This window comes from Pusillimonas sp. (genome assembly GCF_035515275.1).
Classification (GTDB): Bacteria; Pseudomonadota; Gammaproteobacteria; order Burkholderiales; family Burkholderiaceae_B; genus Pusillimonas.
In genome coordinates this window covers 1-20,507 of record NZ_DATJBQ010000074.1, presented here as the reverse complement: position 1 = coordinate 20,507, position 20,507 = coordinate 1, and the positions used below count along the sequence as shown (strand labels likewise).

18 protein-coding genes are annotated in these 20,507 nt (G+C 59.0%); 6 read left to right on the top strand and 12 right to left on the bottom strand.

Annotated features, from left to right (window positions below):
• The first annotated feature begins 5 nt into the window (after positions 1 to 5).
• Together VL003_RS05620 and VL003_RS05615 are read left to right on the top strand one after the other, a co-directional pair.
• The gene (locus VL003_RS05620; protein WP_325440425.1) at positions 6 to 1,913 is read left to right on the top strand and encodes an alpha/beta hydrolase family protein; all 1,908 of its coding nucleotides are present in this window, start codon (positions 6 to 8) and stop codon (positions 1,911 to 1,913) included.
• Between the two features lie 54 nt (positions 1,914 to 1,967).
• The gene (locus VL003_RS05615; RefSeq protein WP_325440423.1) at positions 1,968 to 2,576 is read left to right on the top strand and encodes a glutathione S-transferase family protein; all 609 of its coding nucleotides are present in this window, start codon (positions 1,968 to 1,970) and stop codon (positions 2,574 to 2,576) included.
• A gap of 75 nt (positions 2,577 to 2,651) precedes the next feature.
• Here the strand turns inward: VL003_RS05615 and VL003_RS05610 are convergent, their stop codons facing one another.
• From VL003_RS05610 to VL003_RS05585, 6 genes are all read right to left on the bottom strand, one after another.
• Positions 2,652 to 3,206: a VUT family protein gene (locus tag VL003_RS05610; RefSeq protein WP_414708252.1), complete on the bottom strand. Its 555-nt coding sequence runs from the start codon at positions 3,204 to 3,206 to the stop codon at positions 2,652 to 2,654.
• Between the two features lie 29 nt (positions 3,207 to 3,235).
• Positions 3,236 to 4,066: a pyrroline-5-carboxylate reductase gene (proC, locus tag VL003_RS05605; RefSeq protein ID WP_325440419.1), complete on the bottom strand. Its 831-nt coding sequence runs from the start codon at positions 4,064 to 4,066 to the stop codon at positions 3,236 to 3,238.
• Between the two features lie 21 nt (positions 4,067 to 4,087).
• Positions 4,088 to 5,035: a LysR substrate-binding domain-containing protein gene (locus VL003_RS05600; RefSeq protein ID WP_325440417.1), complete on the bottom strand. Its 948-nt coding sequence runs from the start codon at positions 5,033 to 5,035 to the stop codon at positions 4,088 to 4,090.
• Positions 5,036 to 5,115: 80 nt separating this feature from the next.
• Complete coding sequence (gene recG / locus VL003_RS05595) at positions 5,116 to 7,206, bottom strand: ATP-dependent DNA helicase RecG (protein ID WP_325440415.1); 2,091 nt, start codon at positions 7,204 to 7,206, stop codon at positions 5,116 to 5,118.
• 32 nt (positions 7,207 to 7,238) lie between these two features.
• On the bottom strand, positions 7,239 to 7,625 hold the full coding sequence (locus VL003_RS05590) for a Rid family detoxifying hydrolase (RefSeq protein WP_325440413.1): 387 nt from the start codon (positions 7,623 to 7,625) through the stop codon (positions 7,239 to 7,241).
• 96 nt (positions 7,626 to 7,721) lie between these two features.
• Positions 7,722 to 8,498 (bottom strand): ferredoxin--NADP reductase, encoded by a 777-nt coding sequence (locus VL003_RS05585; protein WP_325440411.1) that lies wholly within the window; start codon positions 8,496 to 8,498, stop codon positions 7,722 to 7,724.
• 379 nt (positions 8,499 to 8,877) lie between these two features.
• On the opposite strand from VL003_RS05585, the gene VL003_RS05580 reads away from it, so the two are divergent.
• The 3 genes from VL003_RS05580 to VL003_RS05570 all read left to right on the top strand — a co-directional run bounded on the left by VL003_RS05580 (position 8,878) and on the right by VL003_RS05570 (position 12,498).
• Complete coding sequence (locus tag VL003_RS05580) at positions 8,878 to 9,918, top strand: Fe(3+) ABC transporter substrate-binding protein (protein ID WP_325440409.1); 1,041 nt, start codon at positions 8,878 to 8,880, stop codon at positions 9,916 to 9,918.
• A gap of 64 nt (positions 9,919 to 9,982) precedes the next feature.
• Positions 9,983 to 11,629: an ABC transporter permease gene (locus VL003_RS05575; RefSeq protein WP_414708251.1), complete on the top strand. Its 1,647-nt coding sequence runs from the start codon at positions 9,983 to 9,985 to the stop codon at positions 11,627 to 11,629.
• Positions 11,630 to 11,712: 83 nt separating this feature from the next.
• Complete coding sequence (locus tag VL003_RS05570) at positions 11,713 to 12,498, top strand: ABC transporter ATP-binding protein (RefSeq protein ID WP_325440407.1); 786 nt, start codon at positions 11,713 to 11,715, stop codon at positions 12,496 to 12,498.
• A gap of 7 nt (positions 12,499 to 12,505) precedes the next feature.
• On the opposite strand, the gene ntrC is transcribed toward VL003_RS05570, so the two are convergent.
• From ntrC to rph, 6 genes are all read right to left on the bottom strand, one after another.
• Complete coding sequence (gene ntrC, locus VL003_RS05565; RefSeq protein WP_325440405.1) at positions 12,506 to 13,957, bottom strand: nitrogen regulation protein NR(I); 1,452 nt, start codon at positions 13,955 to 13,957, stop codon at positions 12,506 to 12,508.
• A gap of 67 nt (positions 13,958 to 14,024) precedes the next feature.
• Positions 14,025 to 15,080, bottom strand: coding sequence for a nitrogen regulation protein NR(II) (glnL, locus tag VL003_RS05560; RefSeq protein WP_325440404.1), 1,056 nt, complete (start codon positions 15,078 to 15,080; stop codon positions 14,025 to 14,027).
• Positions 15,081 to 15,105: 25 nt separating this feature from the next.
• The gene (gene glnA, locus VL003_RS05555; protein WP_325440402.1) at positions 15,106 to 16,518 is read right to left on the bottom strand and encodes a type I glutamate--ammonia ligase; all 1,413 of its coding nucleotides are present in this window, start codon (positions 16,516 to 16,518) and stop codon (positions 15,106 to 15,108) included.
• 198 nt (positions 16,519 to 16,716) lie between these two features.
• On the bottom strand, positions 16,717 to 17,925 hold the full coding sequence (gene hemW, locus VL003_RS05550; RefSeq protein ID WP_325440461.1) for a radical SAM family heme chaperone HemW: 1,209 nt from the start codon (positions 17,923 to 17,925) through the stop codon (positions 16,717 to 16,719).
• A 12-nt stretch (positions 17,926 to 17,937) separates the two neighbouring features.
• The gene (gene rdgB, locus VL003_RS05545) at positions 17,938 to 18,588 is read right to left on the bottom strand and encodes an RdgB/HAM1 family non-canonical purine NTP pyrophosphatase (protein ID WP_325440400.1); all 651 of its coding nucleotides are present in this window, start codon (positions 18,586 to 18,588) and stop codon (positions 17,938 to 17,940) included.
• A complete protein-coding gene (gene rph, locus VL003_RS05540) occupies positions 18,585 to 19,334 on the bottom strand; it encodes a ribonuclease PH (RefSeq protein ID WP_325440398.1) in 750 nt (249 codons plus the stop codon). Before rph ends, rdgB begins: the two co-directional genes overlap by 4 nt.
• A gap of 84 nt (positions 19,335 to 19,418) precedes the next feature.
• Here rph and VL003_RS05535 point away from each other — a divergent pair, with 84 nt between their 5' ends.
• On the top strand, positions 19,419 to 20,402 hold the full coding sequence (locus tag VL003_RS05535; RefSeq protein WP_325440396.1) for a YicC family protein: 984 nt from the start codon (positions 19,419 to 19,421) through the stop codon (positions 20,400 to 20,402).
• Positions 20,403 to 20,507: the final 105 nt, after the last annotated feature.

Genomic DNA, 20,507 nt, shown 5'->3' with positions numbered 1-20,507 from the left:
CCTTCATGCTTTCAATCTTCCCGTTCGGGCTGCAAAGCCATGCTGTTCAGCCCGGTGAAACGGCCGCGCAGTCTGTCCCGCCCATCTACCCTATCGAAACTTTTTTCCGCAATCCGCCGCGCGGTTTCTTTCGGTTGTCCGACGAAGGCTCGATGCTGGGTTTCATGGAGCCGGTTTCCATCGACGGGCAGCCCGCGCGCATGAATATATTTGTTCAGTCGCTGGAAGGCAGCAAGCCTGTAGGCAAGGCCAAGCAAGTCACGGCAGAAACCCAGCGCGATATCAGCGGGTATTTCTGGAAGGGTGAACACACCGTCATCTACGAAAAAGACTTCAACGGCGACGAGAACTTTCACGTTCTCGCGGTAGACGTTCGCACAGGCACGGTTACCGACCTTACCCCGTTTCCCGGGGTTCGTGCCGGCATCGAAGACGACCTGGAAGACGACCCCGATCACCTGCTGGTCAGCCACAATGGCCGCAATGCCGAATTGTTCGACGTGTATCGGGTCAATGTACGCAGCGGCGACCTTGAGCTGGTCGCCGAAAATCCGGGCAATATTGTGGGCTGGCAAACCGACCATGCAGGCCGGGTTCGCGGGGGTGTCGCCAGCGACGGGCTCAATACAGTGCTAATGCACCGCGACGACGAGCACGACAGCTTTCGTGCCCTGATACAAACCGATTTTCGTACCACGGTGGCGCCCCAGTTCTTTGATTTTGACAACGAGGGGCTCTATGCGCTTAGTAATCGGGGCCGGGACAAGCTTGCGTTGGTACGCATCAACCCGGCCACGCCCGAGCAAGAAGAAGTCGTTTTTCAGACCGAGCAGGTCGATCTGGACGGCGCCGCGTACTCGCGCTTGCGCAAGGTGCTGACCGCAGCGGTGTATCAAACCGACAAACCGGCGTATCATTTTTTTGACGAGATCAGCGCCAAGCGTCATGAACGTTTGCGTCAGCATCTGCGCGGCTACGAAGTGGCCTATCAAAGCAGCACACGCAACGAGCGCAAGTTTATTATCGCCGCCTATAACGACCGCACACCCGGTAGCCGCTATATCTACGACGCGCAGCTCGACACGCTGGACAAGCTTGCCGACATCAACCCCGAGCTTCCCGAAGCGCACATGGCGACGGTGCGGCCCATTCAGTATAAAAGCCGCGACGGCCTGAGCATTCATGGCTATTTGACCTTGCCGCTGGGGCGTGAGGCACGCGATCTGCCCTGCGTCGTTAATCCCCATGGGGGCCCCTGGGCCCGCGACAGTTGGGGCTTCAACCCCGAAGCGCAATTCCTGGCCAATCGCGGTTATGCGGTGCTTCAAATGAATTTCCGTGGCTCTACCGGCTACGGACGCGAGTTCTGGCAAAGCAGCTTCGGGCAATGGGGTCTGGCGATGCAAGACGACATTACCGATGGGGTGCACTGGCTGATCGATCAATGTATTGCCGACCCAGGCCGTATCGCCATTTATGGCGGCAGTTATGGCGGCTATGCCACTTTGGCCGGCATCACCTACACGCCCACACTATACGCTGCGGCGATCGATTACGTAGGGGTGTCCAATCTGCTTACGTTCCTGAACACCATTCCGCCCTACTGGAAGCCCATGCTCGAAAAAATGCACACCATGGTGGGCGACCCAGTGGCCGATCGCGAACGCCTCGAGGCGACATCCCCCGCCTTGAACGCCGAACGAATCATCACCCCCTTACTTATTGCTCAGGGTGCCCACGACCCACGCGTCAATAAAGACGAAAGCGACCAGATGGTGGCCGCCCTGCAGGCTCGCGGCGTCGACGTTGAGTACCTCGTAAAGGACAATGAGGGGCACGGTTTTCATAACGATGAAAACAAGTTCGAGTTTTATCACCGGATGGCCGATTTTCTGGACACCCATCTTAAATAGCATTTCACGCAACGAACCCGCGCGGCTTAGCGCCGCAACTTCAAGGAGAAGCAGTTGAAACTTTACTATATGCAGGGCGCATGCCCATTGGTCAGCCAAATTGCCATGGAATGGATGGGGCAGGACTACGAGCTCGAGGCTGTTGAGCGCGAAGCCTTGAAGCAGCCCGAGTTTCTGAAGCTGAACCCCGTGGGTTCGGTGCCCGTGCTGGTGGATGGCGACCTGGTTCTGACGCAGAGCGTTGCCATTCTTGAATATCTGAACGAGCTGCATCCCGAAGCCGGTCTGCACGGTGCAGACAGGGTCGAACGTGCCGAGGTTCGTCGCTGGCTAAGCTTCGTCAATGCCGACGTGCATCGCACTTTCTCGATTATTTTCGGCCCCCAGGCTTACAGCCAAGACCCGGAAATTCAAAAGATGCTGGTTGGCAAGTGCGCCGAACGCGTGCGCTTTTTGCTGGGAATCGCCGATAAGCAACTCGAGGGCAAAGACTGGCTTACCGGAAAACGCTCTATTGCCGACCCTTACCTGTACGTCATAGGTCTATGGACGCGTTTCAAAAACCTTGACGTCTCGGGCTTGAAGAACTTTCAACGTTTCCTTACCCGCCTTGATTCCGACCCCGGCGTCGTTGCCGCACTGAAAAAGCAAGGTCTGGCCTGATCAATACCCACGGCTAGTACAAAAAAGAACCGGTATGAAACCGGTTCTTTTTTTTGGTACTGCCCAAAGGTGTGGCTAATGCTTGGCAGGCTGAACCGTACCCGGTTGCGCCAGGGCCGGCTTGGCCAGATTCCACATAAAGGCTCTGAACGGCGCCAGCATGGTCGCGTTGATAAACAGCTTGATGGCCAGGTCACCGAAGAGCAGGGTCACCCATGGCACGGACGTACCGGCAAAGGCCACACTGAAGAAAATAAAGGTGTCGAGTGTGGCGCCGGCCACGCCGGCGATAAGCGGCGCCCGCCACCAGCGCTGCTCGCGCAGGCGGTCGAAAACGTAGATGTCGAGCAGTTGAGCACACAAAAAAGCCAGGCCCGAAGCAAGGGCGATGCGAGGTGTGGCCACCCAAAATGACACAAGCACCGCGGCCACAAACCCGAACACCGCCACACGCCGGGCTGCGCCGGGCCCGAAGCGACGATTCAAGACGTCGGCCACCAGGAACGCGATGGGATACGTCAGGGCGCCCCAGGTCAGCCAGCGGTTGACCGGATACTGAACCAGAATATTGGAGCCGACCACAATGGCGCACATGACCAGCACGGCAACGGCCATTTGCCGCAAGGTCATGGGAATAAATACGGTTTGGCTGGAGGTGTTCATTTGGCTAACTCGACGGCCAGTTCGCCCGCACGATCGTAGGCGGAGCGCATGGCCTGCTGAACCAGGGTGGAAAAGCCCTGTTGCTGGAAAATGGATAGGGCAGCGGCGGTTGTGCCGCCTTTGGATGTCACGCGCTCGCGCAGCGTTTCGGGGCTTTCGGGCGACAACGCCGCCAACTGGGTGGCGCCGTTCAAGGTGGCTAACGCCAGCTTGCGCGCCTGTTCTGCATCGAGGCCCAGGTCGATACCGCCCTGGATAAGGGCCTCGAGAAACAGGAACACATAAGCGGGGCCGCTTCCCGACAACGCCGTTACGGCATCAAGCTGCTGATCGCTTTCAACCCAGACATACTCGCCCACTGCCTTGAACAATAGTTGAGCAGCGGCCTTGTCGTCTTCAGAGACACCCGCCAGAGCCAATAGACCCGAAGCGCCGGCGCCGATCAGCGCCGGGGTGTTGGGCATGCATCGCACCAGCCGTGTCCAGGGTTGCTCTTGGCCCAGCCAGCCGGCCAGGGTGTTGCTTTTAATACCTGCGGCGATGCTGATGACCAGCGTATCGGGGCGCAAAAAAGGCCTGCACTGCGCCACGGTTTCTTTCATGACCTGCGGTTTGACGGCAAAGATCCATATGCGGTGCGCGGACATGGTTTCGTCGGGCGCCGTCGCCGTGCTGACACCCATTCCGCGCCAATGTTCGAGCTGGCCGGGGTTGATGTCGATGACGTGCACGTCAGAGGCGCCGCAACGTTTGCCGATCAGGCCCGAAGCCAGGGCCGAGGCCATATTGCCCCCGCCGATGAAGGTAAGTGAGAGTTCTTGATTCATAAGCTTCGTATTGTACGAAATTCAGGTCGCCATGTCGGTGGGCGCTTCCAGGTAATTGACCCTGCCCAGGTCCGTGGCGTGCACTGCCCTGATCAAGGCTTGAATAGCGGTGGGACGCGGAAAGCTCTTGCGCCAGACGAGCACCACTCGCCTGTCGGGCACCGGTTTTTTAAAGGGAATATAGACCAGCAGGTCATGTTTAGGGTCGCCGGTGCCGATAGCACTGGCAGGCAACACGGTTATTCCCACCCCGGCCGCTACCATGTGGCGTATGGTTTCAAGCGAAGAGCCCTCGAAGGTGCGCTGTATGCCTTCGCTGGACGCCGAAAAGCGAGACAATTCCGGACAGACCTCAAGGACTTGATCCCGAAAGCAATGGCCGGCGCCCAAAAGCAGCATGGTTTCTTCTTTCAAGGCGCTGGAACTGATCTGTTCCAGCTGTGCCCACGGATGACCCTTGGGTACGGCCACCACGAAGGGCTCGTCGTAAAGGGGTTGCACCATCAGACCGGCGTCGGGTATGGGCAGCGCCACAATGGCGCAATCAATCTCACCCTGACGCAGCAGTTCCAGCAAGCGCGTGGTGTAGTTTTCTTGAAGGACCAAGGGCATTTGCGGGGTCACGTCGATCTGGGCCGGTACCAGCTTGGGCAGCAGGTATGGCCCGATGGTGTAAATGACCCCGACCCTTAAAGGACCTTCAAGCGGGTCGTGGCCCTGGCGTGCGATTTCCTTCAGGTTGGTGGCTTCTTCAAGTACACGCTGGGCCTGAGCCACCACGCGCAAGCCGATGGGGGTCACGCCCACTTCCGCCCCACCCCGCTCGAACAGCACCACGCCCAGTTCGTCCTCGAGCTTTCGAATCGCCACGGAGAGGGTCGGCTGGCTGACAAAGCAGGCATCGGCGGCGCGTCCAAAATGCCGTTCGCGCGCTACGGCCACAATGTATTTAAGTTCGGTCAGTGTCATGGGTGTACTCGCTGGTGTGTCGTTGCGGCGGGTTCATGGCCCGCCCCTGTGCTTGGGTTTTGCTTAGAGCCGCATGCGGCTTAACTGCGCAAATAATCCTGTTTGCCGCGCATCCAGCGCTGCATGTGCGCTTGCGCCTGTTTCGGCGCATGCTCAAGCCATTCCCGGGCAAGCTCCTGGGCCTGGGCGGTTAATTCGGCGTCGTCATCGATACTGGCGAAACGAAGCAGGGCCGCGCCGGACTGACGCAGGCCAAGAAACTCTCCGGGGCCGCGCTGCTCAAGGTCTCGACGCGCAATTTCGAACCCGTCATTGGTTTCGTACATGGCGCGCAAACGTTGCCGGGCCACTTGAGACAGCGGTGCCTGGTATAGCAACAGGCATATGGACTGCACGGCGCCCCGCCCCACTCGGCCGCGTAGCTGATGCAGCTGGGCCAGGCCGAAGCGTTCGGCATGCTCGATGATCATGAGAGAGGCATTGGGCACGTCGACGCCCACTTCAATCACCGTGGTTGCCACAAGGAGATCGGTTTCGCCGGCCCGAAAAGCGTCCATGACCTGTGCCTTCTCGGCGGGTTTCAACTTGCCGTGGATCAGGCTGACGCGCAGGTCGGGCAGCGCCTGGTTCAGACGCTCGTACGTTTCAACCGCCGTCTGCAGCTGCAGTGCTTCGCTTTCTTCGACCAGGGGGCAAACCCAATAAGCCTGGCGGCCTGAGCGTACCTCTTGCGCAACATGGGCCAGCACCTCGTCGCGCCTGGCGTCGGAGACAAGCTTGGTAATGACCGGCGTGCGTCCGGGTGGCAGCTCGTCAATAACCGAGACATCCAGGTCAGCGAAGAAAGTCATGGCCAAGGTGCGTGGAATCGGTGTGGCGCTCATGTTCAGTTGATGTGGAATAAGTGCCCCTGCACTCGTCTTGGCCTCGCCCTTTCGGCTTAGCTGCAAGCGCTGGCCCACACCGAAACGGTGCTGCTCATCGAGAATGATCAGGCCCAAATCTGCAAAGACCACCTTGTCTTGAATGAGCGCCTGGGTACCCACCACCAATTGCGCCCTGCCTGACTCGATGTCTTCGAAGCTTTGCCTGCGCGCCTTGCTGCCCAGGCTGCCGGCAAGCCACGACACGTGTACCCCTAACGGTTCGAGCCAATCGCAAAGCTTGCGGTGATGCTGCTCGGCAAGAATTTCGGTGGGCGCCATGATGGCCACCTGGGCTCCGCTCGCAATCACCTGGGCAGCGGCAAGCGCGGCCACCACAGTCTTGCCGCTGCCCACGTCGCCTTGCAACAAACGGTGCATGGGGTGTCTGCGGGCAAGGTCGGCTGAAATTTCGGCCACGACGCGTTTCTGGGCCGCAGTAAGCTCAAAAGGTATGCGCCGGGCCAGCGCCTTGACCAGGCCGTGTTCGGTTGCCTCGCAGAGCCTGGCGCGCTGCAAGAGTCGTGCCGCTCGCGCCATGGCGAGCGACAACTGCTGGGCCAGAAGTTCATCGAACTTTATGCGTCGCCATGCAGGGTGATCGCGCTCGACCAGGTCGTGGTATGACACGCTTGCCGGCGGGTGGTGCAAGGTTCGTATTGCTTCTTCAAAGGGCATCAGCCTGTATCGCCGGCGTATTTCTTCGGTAAGCGTGTCGCCCAGGTCGGCCTGTTGCAAGGCGTGGTCAATGGCGCGACGCAAGGTCGGCTGGCTAAGCCCGTCGGTGGTGGGATAAACAGGGGTTAAAGAACTTGGCAGTTCGCCGCCGGCAACGGTTACGCGGGGGTGAACCATTTCGAGGCCGGCAAAGCCGTTTCGTACTTCGCCACGCACTCGCGCGCGTTTGCCGCGTTCTACCTGCTTTTGCTGGCTGGGGTAAAAGTTGAGCCAGCGTAACGCGAGTCGGCCTGTGCCGTCTTCGAGCGTTGCGACCAACTGGCGACGCGGCCGAAACTGAACCTCGCTGTGCAGGATCTCGCCTTCGACCTGGCCGGTTTGGCCCGGCAGCAATGATGCGATGGGCAAAATGCGCGTCTCGTCTTCGTAGCGCAATGGCAAGTGAACGACGAAATCTTGCTGTTGCTCGAGGCCCAGACGCAAAAAGCGGCGCTGGACGGCGCTAAGCGCGTCCTGCGCCGGGTGCGCCGGTGCCGACTTGCTACGTTGCCTGGAAGCGGATGGGGCCATCGAACGGCTCGATATCGGCTGAGCCCAAGCGGCTAGACGACAATAATGGCTTCAACTTCGAATTGCGCGCCTTTGGGCAGGCTGGCCACGCCAATGGTGGAACGCGCCGGGTAAGGCTCGGGAATGAGGTCGGCCATAATGGCGTTGGCACTGGCGAACTTGCTGAGGTCGGTCAGGTAAAGGGTAAGCTTGACGATGTTCTCGAGCGTGCCACCGGCCTGCTCGATGACGGCCTGCATATTGGCAAATGACTGCCTTACCTGCCCTTCGAAGTTTTCGGATACGAGCTCGCCCGTACCGGGCTCAAGCCCGATCTGGCCCGATAAATAGACCGTTTTGCCTGCGGGCGCAACAACCGCTTGGGAGTATGGTCCAACTGCAGCCGGCGCGGCTTGGGTGTGAATGATTTGCTTAGCCATGGTGTCTACGCTCTGTGGGTTGAAAATAAAACGACTATCAGAGTTTAAACAGCTATAGCAAAAATTAACACCCCCGCCGAAGCCGCATGTGCGCAACTATTTTTCAACGAACGCGCGTTCGATGACGTAATCGCCCGGCTCGCCCACCCCGGCGGACACCACAAACCCACGATCGTCGAGCAACTTGCTGACGTCGGAAAGCATGGCGGGGCTGCCGCAAAGCATGGCGCGATCGGTGTCGGGATTGAGCGGAGGCAGACCGATATCCTGGAATAGCTTGCCCGACTCGATTACCGTCGTCAGGCGCCCGGTATTGCGGAAAGGCTCGCGCGTGACGGTTGGATAATAAATAAGCTTTTCGCGCACGACGTCGCCGAAGTATTCGTTATTGGGCAGTTCGTTCTGGATGAAATCGGCGTAGGCCAGCTCGCTGACATAACGTACACCGTGCAACAACACCACTTTTTCAAAGCGCTCGTAGACCTCGGGGTCTTTAATGATGCTGATGAATGGTGCAAGCCCGGTGCCCGTACCGAACAGATAGAGGTTTTTACCTGGTTTCAGGTCGTCCACCACCAGCGTGCCGACCGGCTTTTTACTGATCAGCACGGAATCTCCCACCTGCAAGTGTTGCAAGCGAGAGGTAAGCGGGCCGTTCGGTACCTTGATGCTTAGGAATTCGAGGTTTTCTTCGTAGTTGGCACTGGCAATGCTGTAGGCACGCATCAGGGGTTTGCCCTCGATTTCGAGGCCCAGCATGACGAAATGCCCGTTATGAAAGCGCAGTGCGGCATCGCGCGTGGTCGTAAAGGAAAAAAGGGTGTCGTTCCAGTGACGTACGCTGAGAACCTGCTCGGAATTGAAAGCTGCCATAGTCTTATTCGTAAAAAAGCCAACGGAACGAAGGTGTAATTTCGTGAGCCCCTTGGCGTGGTTATCGACGTGAACCGCTGTGAGTCGATTCTACACTATTTAGTGTTCACTAAGTTAAATTTCTTTTGAAATGCGGGATTTAGAGGTGTTTAAGAATAGCGGGCGCAATATTTTCTGCTCGTCCATGCCAAAAAACCGGCCAAATTGGCCGCGAACCCAAACGTTTGATTTTAAGCAAGACACGCCTGGGGCGCCTGATGCCAACATAACGGTCCAGCTTGACCGGGCTGTCAATTCAGTTGATGCGTTTGTTCTAAACTGTTATATTTTCCTGCATTAAATATGTAGCTGATAATCATTTGCATTACAGGAAACTACCATGCGTGCACCCCGCTTTGAATTTTTGCCGTTGTTCCGTTCCGTCGTCGTGGCAAGTCTGGCGGCTTGCGCGGGTAATGCGGTTGCCGACGTTACCGTGTACACCACTCGCGAACCAGGTTTGATTCAGCCGATACTTGAACAATTCACGAAAGACACCGGTATCAAGGCCAACACCGTGCTTGTCAAAGACGGGCTCCTCGAGCGCGTAAAGGCCGAGGGCGACAAATCGCCCGCCGACGTACTCATGACCGTCGACATCGGTAACCTGATCGATCTGGTGCAGGCAGGTGTGACTCAGCCCATTGAGTCCAAAGTATTGAACGAAACCATACCTGCCAACTTGCGCGGCACAGACGGCCACTGGTATTCGCTGTCATTGCGCGATCGAGTGGCATATGTGTCGACCGAGGTCGATGTCACGGAACTGACATACGAGTCGTTGGCCGATCCAAAATGGAAAGGCAAGTTCTGCACACGCTCGGGGCAGCACCCGTACAACACCGGTTTAATCGCAGCGTTCATTGCTCATAACGGCGTTGAGGCGACCGAGCAATGGTTGCGAGGCCTCAAGGCCAACCTGGGGCGCAAGCCCACCGGAGGCGACCGCGATGTGGCGCGCGACATTTTGGGCGGCATCTGCGACGTAGGTATTGCAAACGCCTATTACGTAGGCCGCATGAAGAACGCCGAGCCGGGTTCAGACGCTCGCAAATGGGGCGAAGCGATTCGCGTCGTGCGTCCCACCTTCGCCAGCGACAGCAGCAAAGGGACCCATGTCAATATTTCGGGGGCTGCCGTGGCTCGCCACGCACCCAATCGCAACCAGGCGGTGAAGCTGCTCGAGTATCTGGTTTCCGAGCCGGCCCAGGCCCTTTATGCCAATGCCAACTACGAATATCCCGTCCGCGCCGGCGTTCCTCTGGATCCGGTCGTGGCCAGCTTTGGTACCTTGGTGGTCGACCCTCTGCCCTTGGCCGAGATAGCAAAGCATCGCAAGCAGGCCAGCGAGTTGGTGGACAAAGTTGGCTTCGATAACTAAAACGTTTCCCGACAAAGCGCAGGCCGCCTCGCCGCCGCCTGCTTCAAAACGCCGGACGTCCTCGCTGCGCCCTTCTGCCGGATGGTCCTGGCGGCTGGGCGCCACGCTTATTGCGCTTTGCGTGGCGGCGCCCATCGGCGCCCTGATCTGGATGGCGTTGGGCGGCTCGCTCGAACATTGGCAACATCTGGGACAGCACGTGCTGCCTAGCGCTTTACGCAACACGGCAGCATTATTGCTGGGCGTGGGGGTACTGGTCGCCTGTCTGGGCACAGGAAGCGCCTGGCTTGTCACCGCATACGACTTTCCCACGCGTCGCGTTTTGCTTTGGGCCCTATTGCTGCCGCTTGCGGTGCCAACCTATATTGTCGCTTTCGCGTATCTCGACATTCTTCATCCGTTGGGGCCGGTTCAGGGGCTCATACGCGACGTTCTAGGCTACGATAGCCCTCGCCAGTTCCGCCTGCCCGATTTGCGTGCCCTGCCCGGCGCCATTTTTCTGTTGGGCTTTGTGCTCTACCCGTATGTGTACTTAAGCACGCGGGTCATGTTCGCTACTCAGGCAGCCAGCCTGCTCGAAGCCGGACGCATATTGGGGCAGACCCGCCGCGGCGTATTTTTGCGAGTGGCCTTGCCGCTGGCCCGTCCGGCCATTGCGGTGGGCGTCAGCCTGGCCTTGCTCGAGACCCTCAACGACATTGGCGCATCTGAGTTTCTGGGCGTGCAAACCCTGACCGTATCGGTGTATACCACGTGGATCACCAGGTCTGACCTTGCCGGTGCCGCGCAAATTGCGCTTGCCATGGTCGCGATCGTCGTGATGCTTATTTTGCTCGAACGGCATGGCCGGCGGCATCAACGCTATGCCAATACCCAACGCATGCGGCCGGTGCAACCCGAGCGTTTGAGCGGCGCCCGCGCAGCCTTGGTCATGGCACTTTGCTGGTTTCCGATCGTTATTGGCTTCGTTGCCCCGGCCCTATACCTGCTTGGCGAAACCATCAAGCATTTTGAGACCACGGGCGGGGTTTCGGCTCAGTTGCTGCAAAGCGGCTACAACACCGTAAGCATTGCCCTGCTCGCCACGCTGATCACGGTTGCGGCCGCCCTGGTGGTTACCTGGGCGGTACGCAGCGCCCATACCGCCAAGACCCGCTTCATGAAGCTGTGCTCGCGTGTTGCAACAGTGGGCTACGCCCTGCCCGGCACGGTACTGGCCATTGGCATGCTCTTGCCTATCATCGGCCTCGACAACGCACTGGCCTGGTTGATGCGCCCTTTTACCGATACGCCGCCCGGCCTGTTGCTTATGGGGTCTACAGCAGCGCTTGTGGGCGCCTATGTAATCCGCTTTCTGGCCATCTCGGTGGGTAGCCTGGAGTCGGGTCTTGACCGCATACCAAGATCTCTCGAGCAAGCATCACGGCTCTTGGGCGAAAGCCCTGCCGGCACTTTACGGCGAGTTCATTTACCCTTGCTGCGACCGGCCCTTGGCGCCGCAGCGCTGCTTATTTTCGTAGACACCATGAAAGAGCTGCCGGCCACCTTGCTGCTGCGCCCGGTCAACTTTGAAACGCTTGCCACCTGGTTATATGCCGAAGCAGCGCGCGGTACTTACGAAGAAGGTGCCGTGGCCGCCCTGGCGATTGTCGTCGTCGGCCTGCTTCCGGTCATTTTGTTGGCGCGCCACCAGTTAAAATCGGGCCATTGAACTCATCTTTGTAAAATCAAGGCCTGGATGCACTCTTGCGCCACGCATCATATCTATGTTTTCTGAACCGAAATTGCCGCTACATGGCTGAAATCCTGCAACTTGAAGCCGTTACGCTGGCTTACGACACCCCCCAAGGCCGTCAAGGCGTGGTCGAAAACCTTTCTTTGGGTCTCGAACGCGGTCATATCGGCTGCCTGCTGGGCGCGTCGGGCTGCGGCAAGACTACGGTATTGCGCGCCATTGCCGGCTTCGAACCCTTGCGTGCGGGGCGTATTGTGCTGGACGGCACCGTGCTTTCCACTGTGGAATTTCAGCTTGAACCCGAACACCGGGGCGTTGGCATGATGTTCCAGGACTACGCCTTGTTTCCGCATCTGACCGTGGAAAAGAATATTGGCTTCGGGCTGCGCCGGCTGGACAAGGCCGAACGCGCACGGCGCGTCAACGATCTGTTGCATTTGGTAGGGCTCGAAGGTACGGGGCGCCGTTATCCTCACGAACTGTCGGGGGGCCAGCAGCAGCGCGTGGCGCTGGCCCGCGCTCTGGCACCCCAACCCGACCTGTTGCTGCTGGACGAGCCGTTTTCCAATCTGGACATTGATACTCGCGAACGCTTGGCGTTTGAAGTACGCGATATTCTCAAGGCGACGCAACACACTGCCCTACTGGTCACGCACAACCAGGCCGAAGCCTTTGCCATTGCCGATCGTATCGGTGTCATGCAAAAAGGCGTCATCGCACAGTGGGATACGCCTTACGGTCTGCATCATGCGCCCGCCAGTACTTTCGTCGCCGACTTCATACGCCGCGAAGCCTTGATGGCGCAACGCGCACAAGCCTATTTGCGAGGCGAAGAAGCCGGTTAAGGCGGGTTCAGATCTTCAGTTCCTGACACTTGCGCGTAAGCGTGTTTCGGCCAATGCCCAGGCGCTGCGCCGCCTCGGCGCGACGCCCGCGAGAATGCGTTAAAGCGGTTTGTATCAATGTCGCCTCAAATTCGCGCATGAGCGTGGACATAATGGCTGGTTCGTTTCGCTCAAGCCGCCGGGCGACATCCTGAGCCAGCAACTGCGTCCATACCGGCACGCCAAAATCGTCTTGTTCGGCCGCTTCTCCTTGCACATTCGTGACTGCCACGCTTGACTGTGGGCCCAGTGAGCCCGTGTCGGCAAAGACTTCCGGAGGCAGGTCGGTCACGTCCACCCACTGCCCGGCAGCCATGACTGTCAGCCAATGACAGAAGTTTTCAAGCTGTCGGATGTTGCCCGGATAGTCAAAGTCTATGAGTGCGCGCTCGGCCTGCGGTGTGAGGCGGCGTACCGCCACACCCAGTTTTTCTGCGCTGTTTTGCAAGAATAACGCGGCCAGCGCTGGGATATCCTGCTTGCGCTCACGCAATGGAGGCAGCCGTAAACGTATGACGTTGAGGCGGTGGAAAAGATCTTCGCGGAACTGCCCTTGGGCAACCCGTTGTTCCAGAGGCTGATGCGTGGCCGCCACGATTCGAACATCGACCCGAATGGTTTGTGACCCACCCACCCGATAAAACCCCCCTTCGGCCAGGACGCGCAGCAACCGCGTCTGCAACTCGAAAGGCATGTCGCCGATTTCATCCAGAAACAAGGTTCCGCCGTCGGCTTCTTCAAAGCGGCCACGGCGCATGGCCGTGGCGCCGGTAAATGCCCCTCTTTCGTGGCCGAACAGTTCGGCCTCCAGCAGGTCACGTGGTATGGCTGCAGCGTTCAAGGCAACGAAGGGCTTTGACGCGCGCGCACTATGAGTGTGCAGAGCGCGGGCGATAAGCTCTTTGCCGGTGCCCGACTCGCCCGTGATCAGAACCGTGGCCGGTGACATGGCCAGGCGCCCGATAGCGCGAAAGACCTCTTGCATGGCCGGAGATGCCGATTTCATCATCAGGCGCTCGCCTGATTCCGATTCGGTTTGCCCCTTTTGGTTTGTCTGGGTCGTGGCGTCGATACCTCGCTGGATCAATGCCACCGCTTCGTTGATGTCGAACGGCTTGGCAAGATAGTCGAAGGCGCCCTTCTGAAACGCAGCCACTGTGCTGCTCAGGTCAGTGTAGGCAGTCATGACAATGACAGCCAGTTGAGGGTGGCTCTGCTTGATCTCGTGCAACAGCGTCAGCCCGTCCTTGCCAGGCATGCGGATGTCGGTGACCAGCACGCACGGGGTTTCTGTTTGAAGTGCTTCGAGCATATCGGCAGCGGACACGAAGCTGCGTGTCGGCAAGTTGGCCCGCTGCAAGGCCTTTTCGAGCACCCAGCGTATGCTCTGGTCGTCGTCGACTATCCAAACGGCCTTCATGACAACTCCGTAATAGGGTTTGAGAACCGCCTGACAAAGGAATGGGATTTAACAATCTGAACCGGGTTCATGATGGCTCCAAGGGAAGGATCAGGCGAAACTCGGTGTGGCCAACACAGGAATCGAACTCGATGATTCCACCGTGCTGTTGAACAAACTCCTGGGCTAGGCTCAAGCCCAGGCCGGTACCGCTGGCCCGCCCGGTGACCAGCGGGTGAAACACCTTGTCGCGCAGCGCATCAGCTATGCCCGGCCCATTGTCGATGACCGAAACGACCACGCCCATGCGCACGGGGCGACTGGCCAGCACAAGCTGTCGGCCGATACGAGTGCGCAAGGTCAGTGTGGGTTTGTCCGCAGACCCCTGCTCGAGCAAGGCTTGAGCCCCATTGCGGGCCACGTTCAGCAAAGCCTGCAGCAGTCGTTCCCGGTCGCCGTCCAGCTCGGGCAACGATGCGTCGTAGTCGCGCAGCACCTCGATGGGCGGTGAGAATTCCGCCTTGAGTAACGTATGTACACGCTCGCAAATTTCGTGGACGTTGAAACGCTGCATTCGCAGGCTGTCGCCCTGCGGGGCGATCAGCCGGTCGATCAAGACGCGCAGCCGGTCGGCCTCGCTGACGATGACACTGGTGTATTCCCGTAAAGGGCCGGCGCCGAGCTCGGCCTCAAGCAGTTGGGCTGCGCCGCGTATGCCGCCCAGGGGGTTCTTTACCTCGTGAGCCAGATTGCGCAAGGACTCTCGTTGCACCTGCAGCTCTTTGCTAAGTTGCTGGGTACGATCGGGCGCGCCCTGGTGGTCAAGGCTGCGCACTTCCAGTAGTGCCGACCATTTATCGTGGTCGACAGGCGCTACCGTAAGACTGGATGCGAATTCGCCGGCCGGCCCCTTGGCGGCCGTGGTGAGCCGAAGCACGCCATAACGCCCACAGACCGCGTCGGCAAAGCGTGCCGCAAGCGCTTCGTCAGTTGAAAACAGCGACAAAGCGCTTAAGCCGACAAGTTGGCGCTGCGACTGCCCAAAGAGCTCTTGAGCCGCAACATTGGCTTCAATCACGTTACCCTGACTGTCGAGCGCCAATATGGCGGTGGCAAGCAGGTCGTAGTGGCTGATGTCGTCCATCGCTTACGCCCGCCCGCCGTGCCCGCTACAGGCTGTAGTACATGTCGAACTCGACCGGGTGAGTGGTCATGCGCAAGCGCGTCACCTCGGCCATTTTGAGTTCGATATAGGCATCGAGCATGTCGTTGCTGAACACGCCGCCCCGCGTCAGGAACTCGCGGTCGGAGTCCAGCGCCTGCAGGGCCTCTTCAAGCGAGGCGCATACCGTCGGAATCTTTGCGTCTTCTTCGGGCGGCAGGTCGTACAGGTTCTTGTCGGCCGGATCGCCGGGGTGAATCTTGTTTTGCACGCCGTCCAGGCCGGCCATCATCAGGGCCGAAAAAGCCAGGTAGGGGTTGGCCATGGGGTCGGGGAAGCGGGCTTCGACACGGCGGGCCTTGGGGCTGCTGACGTAAGGAATACGAATGGAAGCCGAACGGTTGCGCGCCGAATACGCCAATTTGACCGGCGCTTCGTAATGCGGAACCAGGCGCTTGTAGGAGTTGGTTGCGGGGTTGGTCAATGCATTCAGGGCGCGTGCGTGCTTGATGATGCCGCCGATGTAAAACAAAGCAAATTCCGACAAGCCTGCATAGCCGTTGCCCGCGAAAAGGTTCTGGCCGTCTTTCCAGATGGACTGGTGCACGTGCATGCCCGAGCCATTATCGCCCACGACCGGCTTGGGCATGAAGGTGGCCGTCTTGCCATACACATGAGCCACGTTATGCACCGTGTATTTCAGGATTTGGTTCCAGTCGGCGCGACGCACCAGTGTGGAAAACACCGTGCCGATTTCCATCTGGCCGGGGCCGGCCACTTCGTGATGGTGAACTTCTACGGGCAGACCCTGTTGTTCAAGCAGCAAGCACATTTCGGAGCGCATGTCGTGGAAGGAGTCGACCGGCGGCACGGGCACGTAACCGCCCTTGACCGAAGGGCGATGCCCCATGTTGCCGCCTTCAAGATCAAGGCCGCGCGACCATGAAGCTTCTTCGGATTTGATCTTCACGAAGCAGCCCGACGCGTCGTCGTTCCAGGTGATGCCGTCAAAGACAAAGAATTCGGGTTCGGGGCCAAAGTAGGCGGTGTCGCCCAAGCCGCTGGACTTCAGATACGCTTCAGCACGCCGCGCCAATGAGCGTGGGTCGCGGTCGTAGCCTTTAAGGTCCGAAGGCTCGAGCACGTCGCAGGTGAGAATAAGCGTGGTTTCCTCGCGAAACGGGTCCAGGCGCGCAGTGGTGGGATCGGGCATCAACAGCATGTCCGAGGCTTCGATGCCCTTCCATCCGGCAATCGATGAGCCATCGAAGGCTTGTCCGGACTCGAGTTTTTCTTCATCGACGGTCGCGCCGGGCACGGTCATGTGGTGCTCGCGGCCGAGCGTGTCAGTAAAACGAAAATCCACAAAGGCAACTTCGCGCTCAGCGATCAGCTTCACAATTTCTTCTGCGGTGGACATAGGTGCTCCAGGCTTGGGTAAAGGTCAATAAGAGGACGACACAAGGCATCACGCAATATTCGTGCCAATTTTTTCGGCACTCGGAGTCAGTCGGCTCGACCTGTTCGCCGGAAAATACCGCGTTCAAACACAGAGGTTACGCCCCTCATTGGTGCGGCGCCCCATCTTGGGTCAAATTGTAGTGCAATCTTTGCGCACTCAATCAAGAAACATCGATACAAGATCGTTCAGATAACGCCAGCCAAGCGGCGTTGCCTGAATGCGCGACGGGTCGTTTTCAAGCAGGCCCTTAGACGCGGCACGATTCAATACAGGCACGATCGATGCCAGGCTTAAACCGGTGCGCTCTTCGAAACTGGCAGCGCTGACGCCCTGTTTCAGCCGCAGTGCATTGAGCATGAACTCGAAGGGCAGCTCTTGAGCCGTAACGTTTCGCTCTTCGGCAATATGGCTGCCGTCACGGTTCCGGGCCTTGGCCATCCATGACTGCGGCTGGCGCAGTCTGGATTGGCGAATGATGTGATCGGCGAATGACAACTTGCCGTGTGCACCCGGACCAATGCCAAGGTAATCGCCGAACTCCCAGTAGTTAAGGTTGTGGCGGCTACGCGCACCCTGTCGCGCATAAGCGGAAACTTCGTAGCGTTGCCAGCCCCCCTGCTGTGCCCATTCTGCGACCTCGTCTTGCATTGCCGCCGCCAGGTCTTCATCAGGAAGATCTTGTGGCGGATACTTGGCAAATACCGTATTTGGCTCAAGGGTCAGGTTGTATAAAGACAAATGCTCGGTGCCGTAGCCCATGGCGGTTCGCAGGTCGGTTTCGCAGCCCTTAAGCGTCTGGCCAGGCAAGGCAAACATCAAGTCAAGGTTGACGCGTTTGAACGCCTTTTGCGCAGCGTCGATAGCGCGCCGCGCCTGTGCCGAGTCGTGAATGCGGCCCAGGGTTTTCAGTGCTGCGTCGTCAAAGCTTTGTATGCCTAGGGACACGCGATTGACGCCGCTGCGGGCGTAATCCTGAAAGCGTGCGGCCTCGACTGTACCCGGGTTGGCCTCCATGGTGATTTCGGCATCGGGCCACAGGTTCAGACAGGCACGAAACATGGCCAGCATTTCATCCACTGCCGCCGCTGACAGCAGGCTGGGCGTGCCACCGCCAATAAAAACCGTATGTACCTGCCTGCCCCAGATCAGTGGCAGCGCTTGCTCAAGATCGGCGCGCAGGGCGGCCAGATACTCGGCCTCGGGCAGCTCGGCTTGCAACTCGTGCGAGTTGAAATCGCAGTATGGGCATTTGCGCACGCACCAGGGTACGTGCACGTACAACGATAAGGGCGGCAAGCTCGTTAGCCTGATTCCGCCTGGTGTCGGGGCCGCCCGTTTGGCACCCCCCTCGGGTGTAATGCGTATGACTTTTTGCACTTAGGCCTCGTGGCGTTCCACCAGGCAGTCGAGCAGCTTACGTAGTGCACGAGCGCGATGACTATGACGGTTTTTTTCTTCAGGCGGCAACTGGGCGGCGGTCATGCCAAGATCGGGCAGGTAAAAGTAGGGGTCATAGCCAAAGCCATTGCTGCCCGCCGGTTCAAGTGCGATGCAACCGTTCCATACGCCTTCGGCAATGATCGGCCGGGGGTCGTCGGCGCTGCGCACATATACCAGTACGGCCACATACGAAGCCGACCGATCAGTTTGGCCTTTGAGCTTGCTGAGCAGGTAAAGGTTGTTGGCCGCGTCGGATTTTTCACCGCCGTTCATGCCCGCATAGCGGGCCGAATACACGCCCGGGGCGCCGTTCAGGCCATTGACGCACAGACCCGAATCGTCGGCCAGGGCGGGCAGCCCCGTATGCAGGCTGGCGTGGCGCGCCTTGGCCAGCGCGTTTTCAACAAACGTGGCAAACGGTTCGTCGGCTTCGCTAACGCCCAGTTCGCCTTGCGGCACCATCTGTATGCCCGCGCCGGCCAAAATGGCGGAAAACTCTTTGAGCTTGCCGGCGTTGTTTGAGGCCAGCACAACCTTGGACATGGCAGGCTGGTTCGCTGGGGTGAGATTAGTGTGATCGGTCTTCATGATGCGTCGGACAACGCCTGTTTTTGCAATTGAATCAGACCCGCAATGCCTTGCTCGGCCAGAGCCAGCAGCGCATCAAGCTGCGCGCGGTCAAACGTTTGGCCTTCGGCGGTACCCTGAACCTCGACGAAGCCGCCCTGCCCGGTCATGACGATATTCATGTCGGCGCCACAACCGGCATCTTCAGGATAATCAAGATCAAGTACGGGTTGCCCGCCTACCAGGCCCACAGACACCGCCGCCACATGATCAAGTAAAGGATTGCCGGCAAGCAAGCCGGCGCTTGTCAGGCCGCGTACTGCCAGTGCGGCCGCCAACCATGCGCCCGTAATGCTTGCGCAACGCGTGCCCCCGTCTGCCTGCAACACATCGCAGTCCAGATGCAAGGTGCGCTCACCCAGCGCCTCCAGATTGAATACGGCCCGCAGGCTGCGTCCGATCAGACGTTGGATTTCTTGTGTGCGCCCGCTTTGCTTGCCCCGTGCCGCCTCGCGATCGGAGCGCGTATGGGTGGAGCGCGGCAACATGCCGTACTCGGCGGTGACCCAGCCCTGCCCCTTGCCCTTTAAGAACGGCGGCACTTTGTCGAGCACGCTGGCATTACACAAAACATGGGTGTCACCCATTTTTATCAGCACCGACCCTTCGGCATGGCGGGTATAGCCCGTTTCCAGGGAAACAGGCCGCAACTGGTCAGGCAGACGGCCGGACGGTCGTGGGTTGGTACTTTGGGTGCTGGAAGACAAGAGAACTCCTGGAGATAAAAATAAGACTTGCCGTCTATGGGCAATAATAGAGGGCACTACCAATATTATGCAGGATACCCATTCATGATACGCAGCATGACCGCGTTCGGCGCAGCCCGGGCCGAATCCAACCTGGGCAGCGTTACCGTCGAAATCCGTACGGTCAATAGCCGCTATCTGGATCTTAGCCTGCGTTTGCCCGACGATTTACGCCTGGCGGAGACCCCCCTGCGCGAACAGATCAGCAAGCATCTGAGGCGTGGAAAGATCGAGCTCAGGGCAAACTTCATTCGCGCCGCCGCCAATGCCGAACAGGCCCTGACCGACGAGTATCTGCAACGCATGGCCGAGCAGCTCCAGCGCGTGCGCAGCTTCATGCCCGATACCCGCGCGCCTTCGCTGCCCGAGCTGTTCAAGGGCGCGAGCGGCTCAGACGAAGCTCCCGACCCCAAGGCCTGGAGTGCACTATGTGTCGAGGCAAGCAACCAGGCATTGATCGAACTTCAGTCCAATCGCGAGCGCGAGGGTGCCCGCCTGGCCGAGATGATGCTCGAGTGCTCGCGCGGTGTTGTCGACATCGCCAAAGAGGTTGAGGCCCGTTTGCCGCAGCTGCTGGAAGAGCATCGGCAGAAACTGGCCGCCAAACTACGCGACGCCCTGGAGGCCGCCAGCCCCGGCGGGTTGGCCAATATTAGCGGCGAAGAGCTTTCCGCCCGCATTGCCCAGGAAACCTCTTTGTTTTCAATGCGTATCGATGTCGCCGAAGAGCTTTCCCGTCTGCGTTCGCACATCAGTGAACTGCAGCATTTGCTTGGCCAGAAGGCGCCTGCAGAAGAACCTGGCGCACAACCGAAGCAGCCGACACCGGGCGAAAAAGCAGCAGCAGCAAGCAGCGCCAAGGCCTCTACGGGAAGCATCGGCAAACGGCTTGACTTTCTGTTCCAGGAAATGAACCGCGAAGCCAACACCCTGGGCTCGAAAGCCGGCGGCATCGAGGTTACGCGCGCCGCCATCGACCTGAAACTGCTGATCGAACAGATGCGTGAGCAGGCCCAGAATATTGAATAGGTTGCCGTTGGCGGTGCCCGGCCAGGCTTTTTAAGCGGTTCAATCGGCGCAACTGATATACTGTTTATTAAAACAGTATATCGGTCATGGCGCGTCAGCTCGAAA